This is a genomic window from Micromonospora narathiwatensis (assembly GCF_900089605.1).
In the GTDB taxonomy this organism is placed as follows: domain Bacteria; phylum Actinomycetota; class Actinomycetes; order Mycobacteriales; family Micromonosporaceae; genus Micromonospora; species Micromonospora narathiwatensis.
In genome coordinates this window covers 4,851,730-4,869,653 of record NZ_LT594324.1, presented here as the reverse complement: position 1 = coordinate 4,869,653, position 17,924 = coordinate 4,851,730, and the positions used below count along the sequence as shown (strand labels likewise).

At 72.9% G+C, this 17,924-nt stretch carries 12 protein-coding genes; 5 read left to right on the top strand and 7 right to left on the bottom strand.

Annotation, left to right across the window (positions count from 1 at the left end; all coding sequences use genetic code 11):
- Positions 1 to 21: 21 nt before the first annotated feature.
- Positions 22 to 921, bottom strand: a complete 900-nt coding sequence (locus GA0070621_RS21200; protein WP_091198633.1) for a GNAT family N-acetyltransferase — start codon at positions 919 to 921, stop codon at positions 22 to 24.
- A gap of 187 nt (positions 922 to 1,108) precedes the next feature.
- On the opposite strand from GA0070621_RS21200, the gene GA0070621_RS30970 reads away from it, so the two are divergent.
- Positions 1,109 to 6,760, top strand: coding sequence for a ThuA domain-containing protein (locus GA0070621_RS30970; RefSeq protein ID WP_091198630.1), 5,652 nt, complete (start codon positions 1,109 to 1,111; stop codon positions 6,758 to 6,760).
- Between the two features lie 67 nt (positions 6,761 to 6,827).
- Here the strand turns inward: GA0070621_RS30970 and GA0070621_RS21190 are convergent, their stop codons facing one another.
- Positions 6,828 to 7,835 (bottom strand): LacI family DNA-binding transcriptional regulator, encoded by a 1,008-nt coding sequence (locus GA0070621_RS21190; RefSeq protein WP_091202691.1) that lies wholly within the window; start codon positions 7,833 to 7,835, stop codon positions 6,828 to 6,830.
- An 86-nt stretch (positions 7,836 to 7,921) separates the two neighbouring features.
- On the bottom strand, positions 7,922 to 8,677 hold the full coding sequence (locus GA0070621_RS21185) for a maleylpyruvate isomerase family mycothiol-dependent enzyme (protein WP_091198628.1): 756 nt from the start codon (positions 8,675 to 8,677) through the stop codon (positions 7,922 to 7,924).
- A gap of 70 nt (positions 8,678 to 8,747) precedes the next feature.
- Between GA0070621_RS21185 and GA0070621_RS21180 the strand changes: the two genes are divergently transcribed.
- Positions 8,748 to 9,839: a UDP-N-acetylmuramate dehydrogenase gene (locus GA0070621_RS21180; protein ID WP_091198625.1), complete on the top strand. Its 1,092-nt coding sequence runs from the start codon at positions 8,748 to 8,750 to the stop codon at positions 9,837 to 9,839.
- Between the two features lie 185 nt (positions 9,840 to 10,024).
- Here the strand turns inward: GA0070621_RS21180 and GA0070621_RS21175 are convergent, their stop codons facing one another.
- Both GA0070621_RS21175 and GA0070621_RS21170 read right to left on the bottom strand, forming a co-directional pair.
- Entirely contained in the window at positions 10,025 to 10,825 is an 801-nt protein-coding gene (locus tag GA0070621_RS21175) for an O-methyltransferase (protein WP_167667123.1), read from the bottom strand.
- Between the two features lie 7 nt (positions 10,826 to 10,832).
- Positions 10,833 to 11,612, bottom strand: a complete 780-nt coding sequence (locus GA0070621_RS21170) for an SDR family NAD(P)-dependent oxidoreductase (RefSeq protein ID WP_091198623.1) — start codon at positions 11,610 to 11,612, stop codon at positions 10,833 to 10,835.
- 170 nt (positions 11,613 to 11,782) lie between these two features.
- Between GA0070621_RS21170 and mshA the strand changes: the two genes are divergently transcribed.
- The 3 genes from mshA (at position 11,783) to GA0070621_RS21155 (ending at position 14,801) form a co-directional block, all read left to right on the top strand.
- Positions 11,783 to 13,144, top strand: a complete 1,362-nt coding sequence (gene mshA / locus GA0070621_RS21165) for a D-inositol-3-phosphate glycosyltransferase (RefSeq protein WP_091198621.1) — start codon at positions 11,783 to 11,785, stop codon at positions 13,142 to 13,144.
- Positions 13,145 to 13,191: 47 nt separating this feature from the next.
- Entirely contained in the window at positions 13,192 to 13,725 is a 534-nt protein-coding gene (locus GA0070621_RS21160; protein ID WP_091198619.1) for a type III secretion system chaperone family protein, read from the top strand.
- Between the two features lie 188 nt (positions 13,726 to 13,913).
- Complete coding sequence (locus tag GA0070621_RS21155; RefSeq protein WP_231921087.1) at positions 13,914 to 14,801, top strand: hypothetical protein; 888 nt, start codon at positions 13,914 to 13,916, stop codon at positions 14,799 to 14,801.
- Positions 14,802 to 15,170: 369 nt separating this feature from the next.
- On the opposite strand, the gene GA0070621_RS21150 is transcribed toward GA0070621_RS21155, so the two are convergent.
- Together GA0070621_RS21150 and GA0070621_RS21145 are read right to left on the bottom strand one after the other, a co-directional pair.
- On the bottom strand, positions 15,171 to 16,433 hold the full coding sequence (locus GA0070621_RS21150) for an MDR family MFS transporter (RefSeq protein WP_091198615.1): 1,263 nt from the start codon (positions 16,431 to 16,433) through the stop codon (positions 15,171 to 15,173).
- Between the two features lie 133 nt (positions 16,434 to 16,566).
- The gene (locus tag GA0070621_RS21145) at positions 16,567 to 17,892 is read right to left on the bottom strand and encodes an MDR family MFS transporter (RefSeq protein ID WP_091198613.1); all 1,326 of its coding nucleotides are present in this window, start codon (positions 17,890 to 17,892) and stop codon (positions 16,567 to 16,569) included.
- Between the last annotated feature and the right edge of the window lie 32 nt (positions 17,893 to 17,924).

Below are 17,924 nucleotides of genomic sequence, written 5' to 3'. Positions count from 1 at the left end.
TGCGGCCACCCCGCCGGTAGATCAGGTCAGGTCGCGCAGGCAGGACCACCCGGTGGCCACCGGCCGGTAGCCGAGCCGGGCGTTGACCGCCAGCATCGGCACGTTCGCCTCGTCGTTCGACGTGTACGCGATCCGGACGCCCCCGAGCGCGGCCCGGTGCAGCGCCGCCCGCTTGGCCAGCGTGGCCAGGCCGCGCCCCCGGTACCCGGGCACCGTGCCGGTGAACGCCGACCACATCCGGTCGCCGTCCCGCTTGACCAGGCTGACCGCGGCCAGCGTGCCGTCCACCTCGGCCACCGTGCTGGCGTTCCGGTCCAGTCCTGGGTTGTCCCAGACCTCGTTGTGCCAGATGTCGTAGCCCATGGCGTCCGTCGGGACGTCGCCCGGTTCGTCGAGCGACGCCTCGGCGTCCACCCGGTGGATCCGGCGCGGATCCAACTCGGCGGCCGGGATCAGCCGTACGCCCGGCGGCGGCTCGGGCATCGGCGGGGCGGGCTGTAGATCGAGCGCGGAGTAGCGCAGCTCCCGGCTGGGCGTGAAGCCGTGCCGGCGGGCGAACGGCAGGGATCCGGGCTGCGACCAGGTGAGCACCCGCCGCGCGCCGATGGCGCGCAGGTGACCGAGCGCGGCCTCCAGGAGTGCGGTGCCGACACCCTGGCTCCGGTGCGCCGGGTGTACGTGCAGGGTGGAGACCTCCCCGACGTCCGGCTCCGAGGTCTGGCTGTTCCGGTACGCCGACGCCCAGCCGACGACCTGCCCGTCCGCCTCGGCCACCCAGGCGGTCCAGTCCTCCTCGGGCGGCGGATGGGCGATCATGCGCCGGGTCGATTCGACCCCGCGTACCAGGTAGGGGTGCACGACGGCCCGGAGGGCCACGACGCCCGGAGCGTCGTCGGGGCGGGCGGAACGGATTACGGACATCCGCCGACGGTAGCGGTGGACCCCGGAACACGCGACGGGTTAACCCGCGGTCCACCGCCGCGCTTTCGGTGGCAGATGAAAAAAGTCGAGGGCTCATCATCAGAACTTTTGTCTCCTGCATCTGTCCTTTGTGTTTCTCGGACGTTAAGGTCCGCGTAGAAGCTGGTCGATCGGTTGAGGAGGCGCCGTGTCCCGTAAGCCGTTACGCCGTCTGCTGTCCGCAGCGCTCGGTGCGCTGCTGGCACTACCGACAGCCGGGAGCCTCTCGACGCCGGCCTCGGCGGCCGAACCGGGCTTCCGGGCCCTGGTCTTCTCGAAGACCGCGGGATTCCGGCACGACTCGATTCCCGCCGGGATCGCGGCGATCCAGCAGCTCGGGCAGGAGAACAACTTCGCCGTCGACGCGACCGAGGACGCCGGGGCGTTCACCGACACCAACCTGGACCAGTACGACGTGGTGGTCTGGCTCTCGACCACCGGCGACGTGCTCAACGCCGACCAGCAGGCGGCCTTCGAGCGGTACATCCGCCACGGCGGCGGGTACGCCGGCGTGCACGCCGCCTCGGACACCGAGTACGAGTGGCCGTGGTACGGCAAGCTCGTCGGCGCGTACTTCAACAGCCACCCGGCCATCCAGCAGGCCACGGTCAAGGTGGACGACCACGTGCACCCGTCCACCGAGTCGCTGCCGGATCGGTGGGTCCGCACCGACGAGTGGTACAACTACCGCGCCGACCCGCGCGGCGACGTGCACGTGCTCGCGGCCCTCGACGAGCGGTCGTACGGCCCGGGGTCGGGCGCGATGGGCACGAGCCACCCGATCGCCTGGTGCCAGCAGTACGACGGTGGGCGGTCCTGGTACACCGGCGGCGGCCACACCGACGCCTCGTACCGGGAGCCGGAGTTCCTCAAGCACCTGCTCGGCGGGATCAAGACGGCCGCCGGGGCCGTGCCGGCGGACTGCGGGGCGACCGTCGACGACAACTTCGCCCAGGTGACCCTCGCCAAGGGCGCGGACACCACCGGCGAGCCGATGAACCTCGCGGTGCTGCCCGACCGGCGGGTGCTGCACACCTCCCGCGACGGCCGCGTCTTCCTCACCACGCCGCAGGGCGTGACCAGCCTCGCCGGCCGGCTCCCGGTCTACAACCACGACGAGGACGGGTTGCAGGGCATCGGGGTCGACCCCGGCTTCGCCGGCAACGGCTGGATCTACCTCTACTACGCGCCGCCGCTGGACACCCCGGAGGGGGACGCGCCGAACGACGGCACCAGCGCGGACTTCGCCCGCTTCGACGGGGTGAACCGGCTGTCCCGGTTCAAGCTCACCGGCGGCAACCTCGACCTGGCCAGCGAGCAGAAAATCCTTGAGGTGCCCGCGAACCGGGGCATCTGCTGCCACGCGGGCGGCGACATCGCCTTCGACGCGGCGGGCAACCTCTACCTCTCCACGGGCGACGACTCGAACCCCTTCGCCTCCAACGGCTACACCCCGATCGACGAGCGGGCCAGCCGCAACCCGGCGTACGACGCGCAGCGCTCGTCGGCCAACCCGAACGACCTGCGGGGCAAGGTGCTGCGGATCAAGGTGGCCGCCGACGGCAGCTACCAGTCGCCGGCGGGCAACCTCTTCCCGGCCGGCACCGCCGGCACCCGTCCCGAGGTCTACGCGATGGGCTTCCGCAACCCGTTCCGGTTCACCGTCGACCCGAAGACCGGCTGGCTCTACCTCGGCGAGTACGGCCCGGACGCCGGTGCCGCCGATCCGAACCGCGGCCCGGCCGGGATGGTGGAGTTCAACCAGATCCGCGGCCCCGGCAACTTCGGGTGGCCGTACTGCGTGGGTCCGAACATCGCGTACAACGACTACGACTTCGCCACCGGGACCTCCGGGCCGAAGTTCGACTGCGCCGCCCCACGGAACACCTCGCCCCGCAACACGGGCAAGCAGGACCTGCCCGCCGCGCAGCCGGCGTGGATCACGTACGACGGCCCCTCGGTGCCGGAGTTCGGCGACGGCAGCGAGTCCCCGATGGGCGGTCCGGTCTACCGGTACGACCCCGACCTGAAGTCGGACACCAAGTTCCCCGCGTACTTCGACGGCACGTTCTTCGCGGCCGACTGGGGACGCGGCTGGATCAAGAACATCGTCATGGACGACGCCGGCCAGCCGCTGAGCATCAACCCGTTCCCCGAGCAGGTGGTGCGGCCGATGGACATCGAGTTCGGCCCGGACGGCTCCCTCTACGTCCTCGACTACGGCAGCGGCTACTTCGGCGGCGCGCCGGACTCGGCCGTCTACCGGATCGACTACGTCAAGGGCAAGCGCGCCCCGATCCCGGCGGTGAGCGCCAACCCGACCTCCGGCCCGGCCCCGCTCACCGTGGCCTTCTCCTCCGCCGGATCCCGGGACCCGGACCCGGGTGACACGTTCACCTACGCCTGGGACTTCGACGACGACGGCACGGTCGACTCGACCGAGCCGGACCCCACCTTCACCTACACCACCAAGGGACAGTTCACCGCCCGGCTCACCCTGACCGACCAGGCCGGTACGACCGGAACAGCGACCGTGCAGATCACGGTCGGCAACACCGCGCCGCACGTCGAGTTCACCGCCCCACCCGCCGGTGGCGTGTTCCAGTTCGGTGACCGGGTGCCGTTCACCGCGCGGGTCACCGACCCCGAGGACGGCGAGATCGACTGCGCGGCCGTGCAGATCGACTACGCCCTCGGCCACGACACGCACAGCCACGGGCTGGTCCAGACGCACGCCTGCGAGGGGGTGCTCGACACCGTCGCCGAGGACGGCCACAGCGCCGACGCCAACCTCTACGGCGTACTCGCCGCGACCTACACCGACCACGGTGCGGCCGGGGTGCCGCCGCTCACCGGGCAGACCCGGCTGGTCCTCCAGCCACGCGTTCGGCAGGGTGAGCACTTCACCGAGGCCAACGGGATCCAGGTGGTCGACGCGGGTGGCGCGCACGGCGGGAAACGCGTCGGATACATCGACGACGGAGACTGGATCGCGTTCGACACGTACAACCTGACGGGGATCACCGGCGTCCAGGCCCGGCTCTCCTCCGGGGGAGGCGGCGGCACCGTCGAGTTCCGTACGGACCGTCCGGACGGGCCCCTGGTCGCCAGCCTGGCCGTGGCGAACACCGGCGGCTGGGACAACTACGTCGACAGCCCGGTCGTCCCGATCACCGACCCCGGCGGCACCCACCGGCTCTACCTGGTGTTCAAGGGCTCCGGCGGCGGGCTCTTCGACGTCGACGAGTTCACCTTCCACGGCAAGGGCGTCGCGTCGAGCACCCGCCCGGAGGTGACCGCGTCGGCCGACGTCACCCAGGCGGAGATCCCGGCGACCGTGCGGTTCACCGCCGCCGGCACCGACCGGGACGGCGACCCGCTGAGCTACGCCTGGGAGTTCGGTGACGGAGCGACGTCGACCGAGCAGAACCCGACGCACACCTACACCAGGGCCGGCATCCACACGGCGAAGGTGACCGTGCGGGATCCGTCCGGGCTGGCCGCGTCGGCCACCCTCACGGTGAACACTTACCGGGTGGCGCCGCCCTGCGCAGACCCGTCCGGCCAGGTGAACCCGGATGACGAGTTCACCGGCGAGGTCATCGACCGGTGCCGGTGGACGGTGCTGCGCGAGGACGCCGCGCGCTACCGGCTCGTCGGCGGGTCGCTGCAGATCGACGCCCTCCCGGGCGACATGTACGGCGGCGCTACCGACGCGAAGAACATCCTGCTCCAGGACGCCCCGGCCGGGGCGTGGCAGGCCGTGACGAAGGTGACCATCGACCACACCGACGCGTGGGAGCAGGCGGGCCTCATCGTCCACGGCGACGACCCGAACTTCGTCAAGTTCTCGTTCATCCGGACCGACACCGGGGTACGCAACTTCGAGTTCATCCAGCAGCAGGGCGGGTCGCCGGTCGACGGCGGTGCCGTCGACCGTTCGCCCAACCTGGCCGTGGACTTCCCGCACACCGTGTGGATGAGGGTGACCAGCGACGGGCGGACCCTGACGGCGGCGTACTCGACCGACGGTGAGCAGTGGACGACCGTCGGCCGGCCGCGGGACCTGTCCGCGGTGCCGAACCCGAAGGTGGGCCTCGCCGCCTTCAACGGCACCGGCAACCCTGCGTCGTTCGACTTCTTCCGGCTCGACGACGCACCGCAGAGCGCCTGCACGCCGACCGCCCCGGAGGCCGGCTACACCAGCCTCTTCGACGGCACGTCGGCGAGCCTGGCGAAGTGGAGGCAGGCCGGGCCGGGCGGGTTCCTGCACGCCGCCGACTGCACCCTGCTGTCGTACGGCGGGCTGGGACTGCACTGGTACGCCCAGAGCTTCCGCGACTACAGCCTGAAGCTGGACTGGAAGATGGCCGGTGACGACAACTCCGGGGTCTTCGTCGGGTTCCCGGACCCGGGCACCGACCCGTGGTCGGCCGTCAACCAGGGACACGAGATCCAGATCGACGCCACGGACGTGCCGGAGAAGACGACCGGGGCGATCTACAACTTCCAGTCGGCCGACCTGGCCGCCCGGGACGCCGCGCTCAAGCCGCCGGGGCAGTGGAACTCGTACGAGATCGTCGTCCGGGGTCAGAGCATCGTGGTCCTGCTGAACGGCGTGAAGATCAACCAGTTCGTGAACCCGGACCCGGCCCGGATGCGGCAGCCCAGCTACGTCGGCATCCAGAACCACGGCGACGGTGACAGCGTCTACTTCCGCAGCATTCGGCTCAAGGAACTGCCCGCCGACACTGTCGCGCCCACCACCCGGGCGACCACCTCGCCGGACGAGCCGGACGGCGCCGCCGGCTGGTTCCGCTCCGACGTCACGGTGACCCTGAAGGCCACCGACGATGACAGCGGGGTGGCGCGGACCGAGTACCGGACCGGCGGCGGGTGGACGCCGTACACCGGGCCGATCCCGGTGAGCGGCGACGGCGAGCACACCGTCGAGTACCGCTCGGTGGACCTCGCGGGCAACGCCGAGGAACCGCGAAACCTGGTGCTCAGGCTCGACGGGACCGCGCCGGTCTCCGCCGCGACGTTCGCCCCGCCGGGCGACGCGGGGTGGCACCACGGTGCGGTGCCGGTCACCATCACGGCGGCCGACCAGACGTCCGGGGTGGCGAAGATCGAGTACTCGCTCGACGGCGGCGCCTGGACGCCGTACGCCGGCGCGGTGGAGGTGCGCGGCGACGGCAACCACACCCTCCGGTACCGCGCGACGGACCGGGCGGGCAACGTCGAGGACGTGAAGTCCGCCGTACTCAAGATCGACGGTACGGCCCCGGCGGTCCTGCTCTCGGGCGTGGCGGCCGGCACCACGTACGGTGACAGCCAGGACGTGCGGATCACCTACTCGGCGACCGACGGCACGTCGGGGGTGACCTCGCTGGTCGGCACGCTCGACGGGAAGCCGATCCTCGACGACACCCTGCTGCCGCTCTACGGGCTGTCGCTCGGCGAGCACACGCTGGCCGTGGTGGCGACCGACGCGGCCGGCAACCGGTCGACGCGGTCGATCACGTTCACCGTGACCACCTCGGTCGAGGACATCGGCAACCTGGTGGACCGGTTCCGGGCCACCGGCTGGCTCTCTGCCGCGAGTGCCAGTCAGCTGCACAAGCCGTTGGACCAGGCCGCCAAGTTCGCGGCCAAGGGGCTCGACAAGCAGGCGGTGCGGGAACTCCGGTCGTTCCGGGACCTGGCGGGTGACCCGAAGGTCGTGCCGAACGCCGAGGTGCGCGCTGTCCTGGTCCGCGACGCGGACGTGATGATCGGGCGGTTGTCCGGCGCGTGACGGCCCTGAGCGGGCCGGGGCCGGGGGTGTACCACTCCTGGCCCCGGCCCGGTCCGCTGCTCGCCGCCTACGCCGACTCGCGGACGACCAGCTCGGTCGGCAGCATCAGCGCCTGCTCGACCGTCTCGCCCGCCGCGATCCGGAGCAGTTGGCGGGTCATCGCCCGGCCCAGCTCCACGATCGGCTGCCGGATCGTGGTCAACGGCGGTTCGGTGTACGCCGCCGTCTCGATGTCGTCGAACCCGATCACCGCGACGTCGTCCGGCACCCGCCGCCCCGACTCCCGCAGCGTACGCAGGGCGGCGTGCGCCATCAGGTCGGACGCGGCGAACACCGCGTCCAGGTCCGGGTGCGCCGCGAGCAGTTGCCGCGTCGCCGCCCCGCCCGACTCCCGGGTGAAGTCGCCGTACGCCACCAGCTCCGGCAGGCCGGCCGCGGCGACCGTGTCCCGGTAGCCGATGAGCCGCTCGATGCCGGCGACCATGTCCTGCGGGCCGGCGATGGTGGCGATCCGCCGCCGGCCGCTCTCGATCAGGTGCCGCATCGCGCGGGTGACCCCGCCGACGTGGTCGACGTCGACGTAGGGCACCTCGGCGCCGTCCAGCGGCCGGCCGCTGCACACCACCGGGATGCCGAGCCGGGCCAGCCGGCCGGGCAGCGGGTCCTCGCCGTGCAGCGACGCGAACAGCACCCCGTCCACGTGCCGGCCGGTGGTGTACCGCTCGACCCGTTCGTGCCCGGCCGGCGAACCGGCCAGCATCAGCACGAGCTGCTTGTCCGCGGCCTCCAGCTCCAGGGCCGCCCCGCGGATGATCCCCGGGAACACCTGGTCGTCGGAGAAGACCCGGGTCGCCGCCTCGGGCAGCACCAGCGCGACCGAGTCGGTGCGCTGGGTGACCAGGCTGCGGGCGGCGAGGTTCGGCACGTACCCGAGTTCCTCGACCGCCTGCCGGACCGCCCGCTGGATCGATTCGGCGACCGTCGTGGAGCCGTTGACCACCCGGGAGACCGTCGCCCGGGACACGCCGGCCCGTCGGGCCACCGCCTCCAGGGTCGGTCGCTGCGCCGTCGCCATCCCGGTCACCACCACCTCGTCACGGGCCCGCCCCTGGGAGATCATCTCCCGCTGTCGACGGGTGTCTCCCGCCGGCCCCGGTGCGGTCAGCCCACCCGCAGCCCGTCGAGCAGTTGACGATCGCCGGCCACCCCGAGCGTGTCGAAGCTGATCCGGCCCATCAGCGCCAGCAGCAGGTCGCTGGCCGTGCCGGTGACCTGGGCCCGGGCGTGGTGGTCGTCGTGGTCGAGGATGGTCGCGGTGTCCAACAGGGCCACCCCCTCGCCGCGCAGCCGCAGGTACCAGTCCTGCGCGGCGTCGGTCGCGGTCAGCTGCACCACCCCGTGCCACTGGCCGGGCCGGATCCGCCGCCCCGCCGGCAGCCAGGTGTCCAGCACCTCGCTCACCCCGTCGACCGCGAGCTTGGCCTCGATCGGCTCACCCGCGCCGATGGCGAGTTGGGCGTCCCACCGGTGCACCGCCGTCTCGTGCGCCACCCGGCGTGGCCAGAAGCCCGCCTTCTTCGGCTGGGGCGCGAAGTTCCACGCCGGAGCCTCCGGATCCAGCCCCTCGAACAGCGCCATGAGCTGGTCGTACTCCTGGCGGTACCACTGGGCCGGGGTCAGCCCAGCGGGCGGCTCGGGGTCGTGCCGCTCCGGCCTGGTGGTGGCGCCGGCGGTCACCACCGTACGGGCCCAGACGCAGGCCCTGGTCAGGTGGTGGGCGAGATCGGTGACCGTCCAGCCGGGACAGGAGAGCACCGGGGTCTGCGGCGGCGCCTCGGCGACCGCGGCGGCGAAGGCGGGACCCTCCGTCCGCAGCGCACCGATCCAGAAGTCCTTCGTGCCGTGCAGTCTGCTCATCGCAATCCTCCCGGGGGTGACCGGGCCACCAGTGGGTGCCGCGGCTATCCCTCAGCCTAGGGTGAAAGGCGTGTCAGACGTCTACGCCGAACCGACGACCGGAGCCGCCCCGACCGGTCCGGCCACCCTGGCCCGCTACACCACGCTCCGCCTCGGTGGCCCCGCCGGCCGGTTGGAGACCGCCACCACCGCCGAGGAAATCGTACAAAAGGTGCGGGAGGCGGAGGCGCGGGACGAGCCGGTCCTGGTGCTGGCCGGCGGCAGCAACGTGGTGATCGGCGACCAGGGCTTCCCCGGCACCGTCGTCCTGCTCCGCTCCCGGGGGTTCCGGGCCGTCGCCGAGGACGCCGACACGGTCACCATACGCGTCGAGGCCGGCGAGACCTGGGACGATCTGGTCGCCGCCACGATCGAGCAGGGCTGGTCGGGGCTGGAGTGCCTCTCCGGCGTCCCCGGCTCGGCCGGCGCCACGCCGATCCAGAACGTCGGCGCGTACGGGCAGGAGGTGGCCGAGACGATCACCGCCGTCCAGGCGTACGACCGAACCCACGGCGAGGTCGTACAAATCGCGGCAGCCGACTGTGGGTTCGCGTACCGGGGCAGCGTCTTCAAGTACAGCGACCGCTGGGTGGTGCTCTCGGTCGACTTCCGGCTGGCCCGCTCCCCGCTGTCCGGCCCGGTGCGCTACGCCGAGCTGGCCCGGGCGCTCGGCGTCGAGGTGGGTGACCGGGTGCCGTTGGTCGACGCCCGGGCCACCGTGCTGCGGCTGCGCGCCGGCAAGGGCATGGTGCTCGACGCGGACGACCCGGACACCTGGTCGGTGGGTTCCTTCTTCACCAACCCGGTGCTGGAGCGCGAGGCGTACGAGCTGCTCCGCGAGCGCGCCGCCGACCTCGGCGAGCCGCCGTCCTGGCCGGGTGCCGGGGACGTGGTCAAGGTCAGCGCCGCCTGGTTGATCGACAAGGCCGGTTTCGGCAAGGGGTACCTGGGTCCGGAGGGTGTGGCCATCTCCAGCAAGCACACCCTGGCCCTCACCAACCGCGCCGGCACCGCCAGCACCGGAGCGCTGGTCGCCCTGGCCCGCGAGATCCGCGACGGCGTCCACGACCGCTTCGGCGTCCCCCTCCACCCCGAACCCGTCCTAATCAACTGCACCATCTAACCCCCGCCCACCCCCTCCCTCTCCCCCTCGCCTCTCCACCCCGGCGATCTTGCACTTGGGGCGGCCTCTTTGTGTTCATATAGACGTTTTTGTCCCGACCGAAAGTGCAAGATCGCCGGGGAGGTTGGGGGGAGGGAGGGGAGGGAGGGGAGGGAGGGGAGGGAGGGGAGGGAGGGGAGGGAGGGTTAGGGGGTGATGGTGGGCCAGGGGAGGGTGAGTTCGCCGTGGCGCCAGCGGCGGGGGCGGTTCAGGATGGGCCAGCCTGTCGCGCGGACGGCGCGGACCGTCTCGACCCAGCGGTGCCGGGGGCCGAAGGGGGCGTAGCCGGCGGCGGCCTGCCAGGCGTCGTCCAGGGTGCGGATCAGGTCGTGGATCCGCTCACCGGGGACGTTGCGGTGGATCAGCGCCTTCGGCAGCCGCTCGGCGAACTGGGCCGGCCGCTCCAGGGTGGTCAGCTTCGCGGCCAGGGTCAGCGTGCGCGGGCCGCCCGCGTCGAGGAGCACCCAGCTGCCGAGCCGGCCCAGTTCGTCACAGGTCCCCTCGACCAGCAGCCCGCCCGGGGCCAGCCGCTCGGTGACCGTACGCCAGGCGTCGGCCACCTCGCTCTCGTCGTACTGCCGCAGGACGTTGAACGCCCGGACCAGGGCGGGCCGGAGGCCGGCCAGCTCGAAGCCGCCCCGGGCGAAGGCCAACCAGGGCGGATCGGCGGCGGGCTGGGCGGCGGCCACGCGTACCGGATCGATCTCCAGCCCGACCACCCGGACGTCCGGGCGGACCCCGGCCGCGAGGCGGGCCCGCAGCTCGACGGCGGTCACCGGCGTGGCGCCGTAGCCCAGGTCGACGACCAGCGGGTCGGCGGCGGCGCGCAGGGGGTCGCCGCAGGTCTCGACGATCCAGTTGTCCACCCGCCGGAGCCGGTTCGGATTCGTCGTCCCCCGGGTCACCACGCCCACGGGCTTCGAGGTCAGGGCCGCCTCCGTTCGCAACCCCGGCTCACTCCTCGCGCTTCAGTGTCACCCGGTGCACCTTGTGCTGGGCGGCCTGGGCCAGCGGGCGGACCACCAACTGGTCGACGTTGACGTGGTGCGGGCGGGTGGCGCACCAGGCGATGCAGTCGGCGATGTCGTCGGCGACCAACGGCTCGGCCACGCCGGCGTAGACCGCCTCGGCCCGGTCGGCGTCGCCGTCGAAGCGGACCAGGCCGAACTCCTCCGTCTTCACCATCCCGGGGTCGATCTCGATCACCCGGACCGGACGGCCGCACAGCTCCAGCCGGAGCGTCCCGGCGATCGCGGTCTGCGCGTGCTTGGCGGCGGTGTAGCCGCCCCCGCCCTCGTAGACGACGTGCCCGGCGGTGGAGCCGACGATCACGACGGTGCCGGCGCCGGACGCCTCCAGCGCGGGCAGCAGCGCCTGGGTGACCCGGAGCGTGCCGAGCACGTTCACGTCGTACATCCACTGCCAGTCACCGACGGAGCCGGACTCGACCGGGTCCAGGCCGCGCGCCCCGCCAGCGTTGTTGACCAGCAGGGTGACCGGGCCGGGCGCGGCGGCGGCCGCCGCGGCCAGGCCGGCGACCGACTCGTCGGAGGTGACGTCGCACGCCACCGCGGTGGCCGCGCCGCCGGCCGCCTCGATCTCGGCGACCAGGCCGGCCAGCCGGTCGGTACGCCGCGCGGCGGCGAGCACGTGGAAACCCTCGGCGGCCAGCCGGCGGGCGGTGGCCGCGCCGATCCCGCTGGACGACCCGGTGACGATGGCGACGGAGGTCATCCGGTCATTCTCTCCCGCTCTCGCCGCCCCACCGCGATGAGGTCCGTCACGCCCGGACCCGGCCGGCACGCATTTCCGAAGCCCGATCGGGAAGATGACATCCGGCGCGGAGGTTGACCGAGAAGCGCCGGACGTGCGGGACGGCATCAACCGTGACAGAGGGAGCGGACGTGGCGGATTTGCACACCGGTGTCGGTCGTCAGCGAGGCGCCCTGCCGTGGCCGCAGCCGCGCCGGATCGCCACCCTCTCGGTACACACCTCGCCGCTGCACCAGCCCGGCACGGGCGACGCGGGCGGCATGAACGTCTACATCCTGGAGGTCGCCCGACGGCTGGCCGAGGCCGACGTCGAGGTGGAGATCTTCACCCGGGCCACCTCCGGCGACCTGCCGCCGGTGGTCGAGATGGCGCCGGGCGTACACGTCCGGCACGTCACCGCCGGCCCGCTGGAGGGACTGACCAAGGAGGAGCTGCCGGGGCAGCTCTGCGCCTTCACCGCCGGCGTGCTGCGCGCCGAGGCGGCCCGCCCGCCGGGCCACTACGATCTGATCCACTCCCACTACTGGCTCTCCGGCCAGGTCGGCTGGCTGGCCAAGGAGCGCTGGGGCGTGCCGCTGGTGCACACCGCGCACACCCTCGCCAAGGTCAAGAACGCCCAGCTCGCCGCCGGTGACCGGCCCGAGCCGAAGGCCCGGGTCATCGGCGAGGAGCAGGTGGTCGCCGAGGCCGACCGGCTGGTCGCCAACACCAGGGTCGAGGCCCGTGACCTGGTCGGACGGTACGACGCCGACCCGGCCCGGGTGACCGTGGTGGAGCCCGGCGTCGACCTGGACCGGTTCCGCCCCGCCCCGGGGGACCGGGACGACGCGATGCTCGCCGCCCGCCGCCGGCTCGGCCTCCCCCCCACCGGGTACGTGGTGGCCTTCGTCGGCCGGATCCAGCCGCTCAAGGCCCCGGACGTGCTGATCCGGGCGGTCGCCGCGCTGCGCGAGCGGGAGCCAGCGCTCGCCGACGAGTTGACCGTGGTGATCTGCGGCGGTCCCAGTGGCAGCGGCCTGGACCGCCCCACCGCCCTGATCGAGCTGGCCGGTTCGCTCGGCGTCGCCGACCGGGTGCGTTTCCTGCCGCCGCAGACCGGCGAGGACCTGCCCGCCCTCTACCGGGCCGCCGACCTGGTCGCGGTGCCGTCGTACAACGAGTCGTTCGGCCTGGTCGCGCTGGAGGCGCAGGCGTGCGGCACGCCTGTCCTCGCCGCCGCCGTGGGCGGCCTGGTCACCGCCGTACGCGACGAGGTCAGCGGCGTGCTGATCGACGGCCACGACCCGGTCGACTGGGCCCGTACGCTGGCTCGGCTGCTGCCGGACCGGCTGCGCCGGGCCGCCCTGGCCCGGGGCGCGCAGCGGCACGCCCGCGACTTCTCCTGGCACCGCACGGTCTCCGGACTGCTCGCCGTGTACGGGGAGGCGATCGCCGAGCAGCGGGCCCGGCTCACCGGCCGGCTCTGCGACCCCGCCCTGTCCTGCTCCTGGTGACCCGTCGCCCACGGCGTGGCCGGGCCGCCGGCCGTAGAGTGGGTGCGATGAGCCGTCGGAGTGAGATCGCCGCGCTGATCGAGTCGGTCTGCGCCGAGCGCGAGCTGGAGTGGGAATCCACCGGCGAGGCGTCGTACGCGGTCACCCTGCCGGGGACGCACAAGCTCAGGACGATCTGCAACCTGATCGTCGGCGAGCACGCGCTGCGGATCGAGGCGTTCGTGATGCGCCAGCCGGACGAGCGCCGTGAGGAACTCTGGGCCTGGCTGCTCCAGCGCAACGCCCGGATGTACGGGGTGTCCTTCTCCATCGACGCGGTCGGCGACGTCTATCTGACCGGACGGGTCAACCTGGCCGGGGTGGACGAGGACGAGCTGGACCGGCTCCTCGGCGCCGTGCTGACGTACGCCGACGAGTCCTTCGACAACATGCTGGAGATCGGCTTCGGCACCGCCATCCGGCGGGAGTGGGAGTGGCGGGTCAAGCGGGGGGAGTCGACGGCCAACCTGGCCGCCTTCGCCCACCTCTTCGCGCCGTCGACCGGCACCATCTCCGCCTCCGGTGGTTCGGACCCGTCCTGACGGGTATGCCCGCACCGCGCGGTGCGGCACTTGGGACCCACCGCGGGCCGAGGACGGACTGTCGAGGAGCGTGTCCCATGGCTCAGCGCAACAGCTCAGGTCGCGGCACGACTGCGACGAGGACCAGGCGGCAAGCCGGCAACCAGACCCCGGGCACCCCGGGCGTCTCCGAATCCGCGATCTCCCGGATGCGGGTCGACGACATCCGCAGCCAGCTCCGCCGGCGCGGGATCGCCGGAATCTCCGCCCTACGCAAGCTGGACCTGGTGAAGACACTGGTCCGCACCCTGCGGGCGGAAACCCGTGGTGGGGGTGCGGGCCGACGGAGCACCGGACCGGCGGGGCGGGCCGCCGCCACGAAGAAGGCCGCCGCGGCGAAGAAGACGACCCAACGGGCGAAGGCGACCCCGCGCGCCAAGGCGGCGCCGGCCGCGAAGGCCACCGGTGCCCGGGCGAAGGCGGCTCCGGCGCGGAAGGCCGCACCGGCCCGCAAGGCCACTCAGGCCCGCAAGGCCGCGCCCGCCCGCAAGGCCGCGCCCGCCCGCAAGGCCGCGCCCGCCCGCAAGGCCGCGCCCGCCCGAAAGGCGACCGCCCAGGGGGCCGCCGCCCGGGGTACGGCGGCCAAGGCGGCCCCGGCCCGCAAGGCCGCGCCGGCGCGCAAGGCCGCGCCGGCGCGCAAGGCCACCGCCGCCCGGGGTACGGCGGCCAGGGCGGCTCCGGCGCGGGCGGGTCGGTCGGTCCGGTCGTCCCAGCAGATCACCTCGCTGGCCGATCGTCCCGAGCGTCCGGGTCGTAGCCTGGTGACCCGTAACCACGACGTCATCCAGCGCTGGGCGCGGGCCCGGGGCGCCAAGCCGGCCACCATCGCCGGTACCGAGCGTGACGGCCGGCCCGGGGTGCTGACGTTCAACATCCCGGGGTGGCGGGAGAGCAGCCGGATCCGGGAGATCACCTGGGAGGACTGGTTCCGGACGTTCGACCTGCGCCGGCTGAACCTGATCTACCAGGAACAGCTCCGGGACGGCCGGCAGAGCAACTTCTTCCGCACCGAGTCACCCGAACGGGAAGACGCCTGAGGGTTTAGGGGAATGGCCGGCGGGAAATCGCGGTTGGTCATCGGAGAGACCCGGAGTGGAGCCGCCGGATCACCGACCCGCTGTGACGGGCGAGACAGCAATCCGAGTTGAATCCAGAATCCGGGCGAACTAACTTTATTGCACCGTGCCGCGCTTGTAATCGTTCGGGGGAGCGGTGGATCGATCAGATCCGCGCAGGCGAGGCGCGATGGATCGGGTGGAGTACGCCGTTGGGGGACGGTGCCATCCGAGGAACCGGCGGCGCGAGCGGGCGACGCTTACGGGGGTGAGTGTCGCCCGCCGCCGCCGGGTGTACGGTGCGAGCGCCCATCACGACGCAGGTCGGGGTGGGCGCTCGGCGTATCCCGCTCAGCCGCGGACCAGTTCCGCCTCCCGCTGCGACTCCCGCAGGGCGGCGACCCGGCGTTCCCGGGGCGGCCCGGCGAGCAGGTGACCGACCGCCGCGACGACGCCGAGCCCGCCGACCACGAGCCAGTGCCGGTCGCCCAGGTGTTGCAGGCTCAGCCCGCCCAGCGCCGGGGCCACGAAGGACGCGGCCGGGAAGGTCAGATAGAAGACCGACTGGTAGCGCGCCCGCAGCCGCGGCGGCGCCAGGTCCGCGTTGATCTGCGCGTTCGGCGGTGCGGCGAGCATCTGGCCGATCGTCCAGACCACCGCGGCGCCCAGGTAGACCGGCAGGTGGTCGGCGACGGCCAGGGCGCCGAAGCCGAGCGCCATCAGCCCGGTGGAGACCGCGAGCACGCTCGACTTCCGGTACGGCTCGATCAGCCGCGGCACGAAGAGCTGCCCGGCCACGATCAGCGCGCCGCCGAGCGCCACCACCAGCCCGTACGCCGACGGGCGCAGGCCGTCTGCGCGCATCGCCAGCGGCATGATCGTCGAGGTCTGCATGGTCAGCACCGCCAGCAGGAAGGTCAGCCCGACGAAGACCAGGAACGTGCGGTCGGTCAACGCGGTGTGCAGACCGGGACGCCGGACCCGGCCGGGCCGACCCGGGCCGGACGGGGTACCGCGGGCCGTGCGGGCGAGCGTCTCCGGGACCTTCAGCGCGATGACGGCCGCGGCGGCCAGGGTCGCCGCCGCGTCGACCAGGAAGAGCGCGACGAAGCTGGCCTCGGCGAGCACACCGGCCAGCAGTGACGCCACGGCCATGCCGAGGTTGAACGCCCAGAACTGGAGGTTGAAGGCGCGGGAACGGCGTTCCTCGGGCACCACGTCCACGATCGCCGCGACGAACGCGGGGCTGGGCATCGAGTGCACCACCCCGACCAGCGCGGCGAGCACGGCGATCACCGCCAGGTGCCGGCTGAACGCCAGTCCCGCCATCAGCCCGGCCGCGCCGAGGTGCGCGGCGAGCAGGGTCGACCGCCGGCCCCACCGGTCGGCCAGCACCCCGCCGATCAGCGTCCCGACCGCCCCGCCCGCCCCGTACGCCCCGACCACCAACCCGGCGAGGGACGCGGAGGCGCCGCGCGCGGCGGTCAGGTAGAGCGAGAGGAACAGCATCGCGAAGGCGCCGGCCCGATTGATCAGCAGGCCGGACCAGAGATACCAGAAGGTGGCGGGCAGGCCGCCGGCCGTGTCGTCCCACCAGCGCCGCAGGCCGCGCACCCGTCCTCCAGGAAGGTTTGTTAACCGCTGTCCACCGGACGACCCTAGGGAGCCCGCCCGGCCCGCACCAGCGTGGCCCTCGTCACCCGGTCGGGACGCCCTTTTGGCTGGCCGAGCCGGTCCGGCGCGTACCTCAGGTGGTGGCGCGGGCCGGCTCGGCGGGTGCGGTCGCAGCGGCCTCGGCCACCTCGGTGGCCGGCGTGCGGGCCACCGTGACCGGCTGGACCGGTGCCGCGGCGGTTCGGAGCTGCGCGGCGCGCCGTTCGCGGGCCGGGCCGGAGACCAGATGGGCCACCGCGGTCGCGGCGCCGATCGCGGCGCAGCCGAGCCAGAGCGTGGTGTTGCCGGCGTGCTCCCGGACCAGGCCGCCGAGGATCGGGGCCGCCGCCCCGGCGATCTGCCAGGAGAGGGAGAAGACACCCTGGTAGCGACCACGGAGCGCGCCCGGGGAGAGCTCGGCGATGAGGGTGGCGTTGGACGGCGAGTTGAGCATCTCGCCGACGGTCCAGATCAGCACGGTCAGGCCGTAGAGCCAGGCCGCCTCGGCGAACGCGGTGAGCCCGAAACCGACGCCCATCACCAGCGCGGCGAGCGCCAGCACGTGCGACCGGCTCCGGCCCTTGATCAGCTTGGGTACGAAGAGCTGACCGACCACGATCAGCACGCCGTTGAGCGCGATCACCGAGCCGTACGTGGCGGGGCTCAGGCCGGAGTCGCCCATCGCGATCGGCAGCATCGAGATGTGCTGGAGGAAGACCAGCGCGGCGAACAGGTTGAGCGCCACGAAGCCCAGGTAGACCCGGTCGGTGAGGATGGTCCGCAGGGCACCGGCGGGAGCGGTCGCGCCCTTGACCACCGGGCCGGTCGGGACCGACCGGGTCTCCCCGACCCGGGCGAAGATGATCAGCGCGGTGACCAGGGTGGTCGCCGCGTCGACCAGGAAGAGCAGCAGGTATCCGGCCTGGGCGGCGACGCCGGCGAGCACCGCGGCGCAGGCGAAGCCGAGGTTGATCGCCCAGTAGTTCAGCGAGAAGGCGCGGAGCCGGTCTTTCTCCGGCACCACGTCGACCATCATCGCCCCGAACGCCGGACGGGCCATCTCGGCGAACGCGCCCAGCAGCAGGGCGCCCAGCGCGACCGACCACAGCGGCCGGGCCAGGCCGAGCGCGACCATCATGATGGCCGCCCCGAGGTGTGCGGTGAGCAGGGTGGGCCGCCGTCCCCACCGGTCGGTCAGGGTGCCGCCGACGGTGGTGCCGACCGCGCCGCCGACACCCCACAGACCGATCACCAGCCCGGCCTGCGAGGCCGAGAAGTGCCGGGCCTGGGTGAGGTAGATGGCCAGGAAGACCAGGACGAACGAGCCGAGCCGGTTGATCAGGGTGCCGGTCCAGAGGTACCAGAAGGACCTCGGCAGCCCGCCCGTGGTGTCCCGGAACCAGCCGCGTACCGTCCGCATTCCGATGCCCCCGTTTTGGTAACGACCAATAT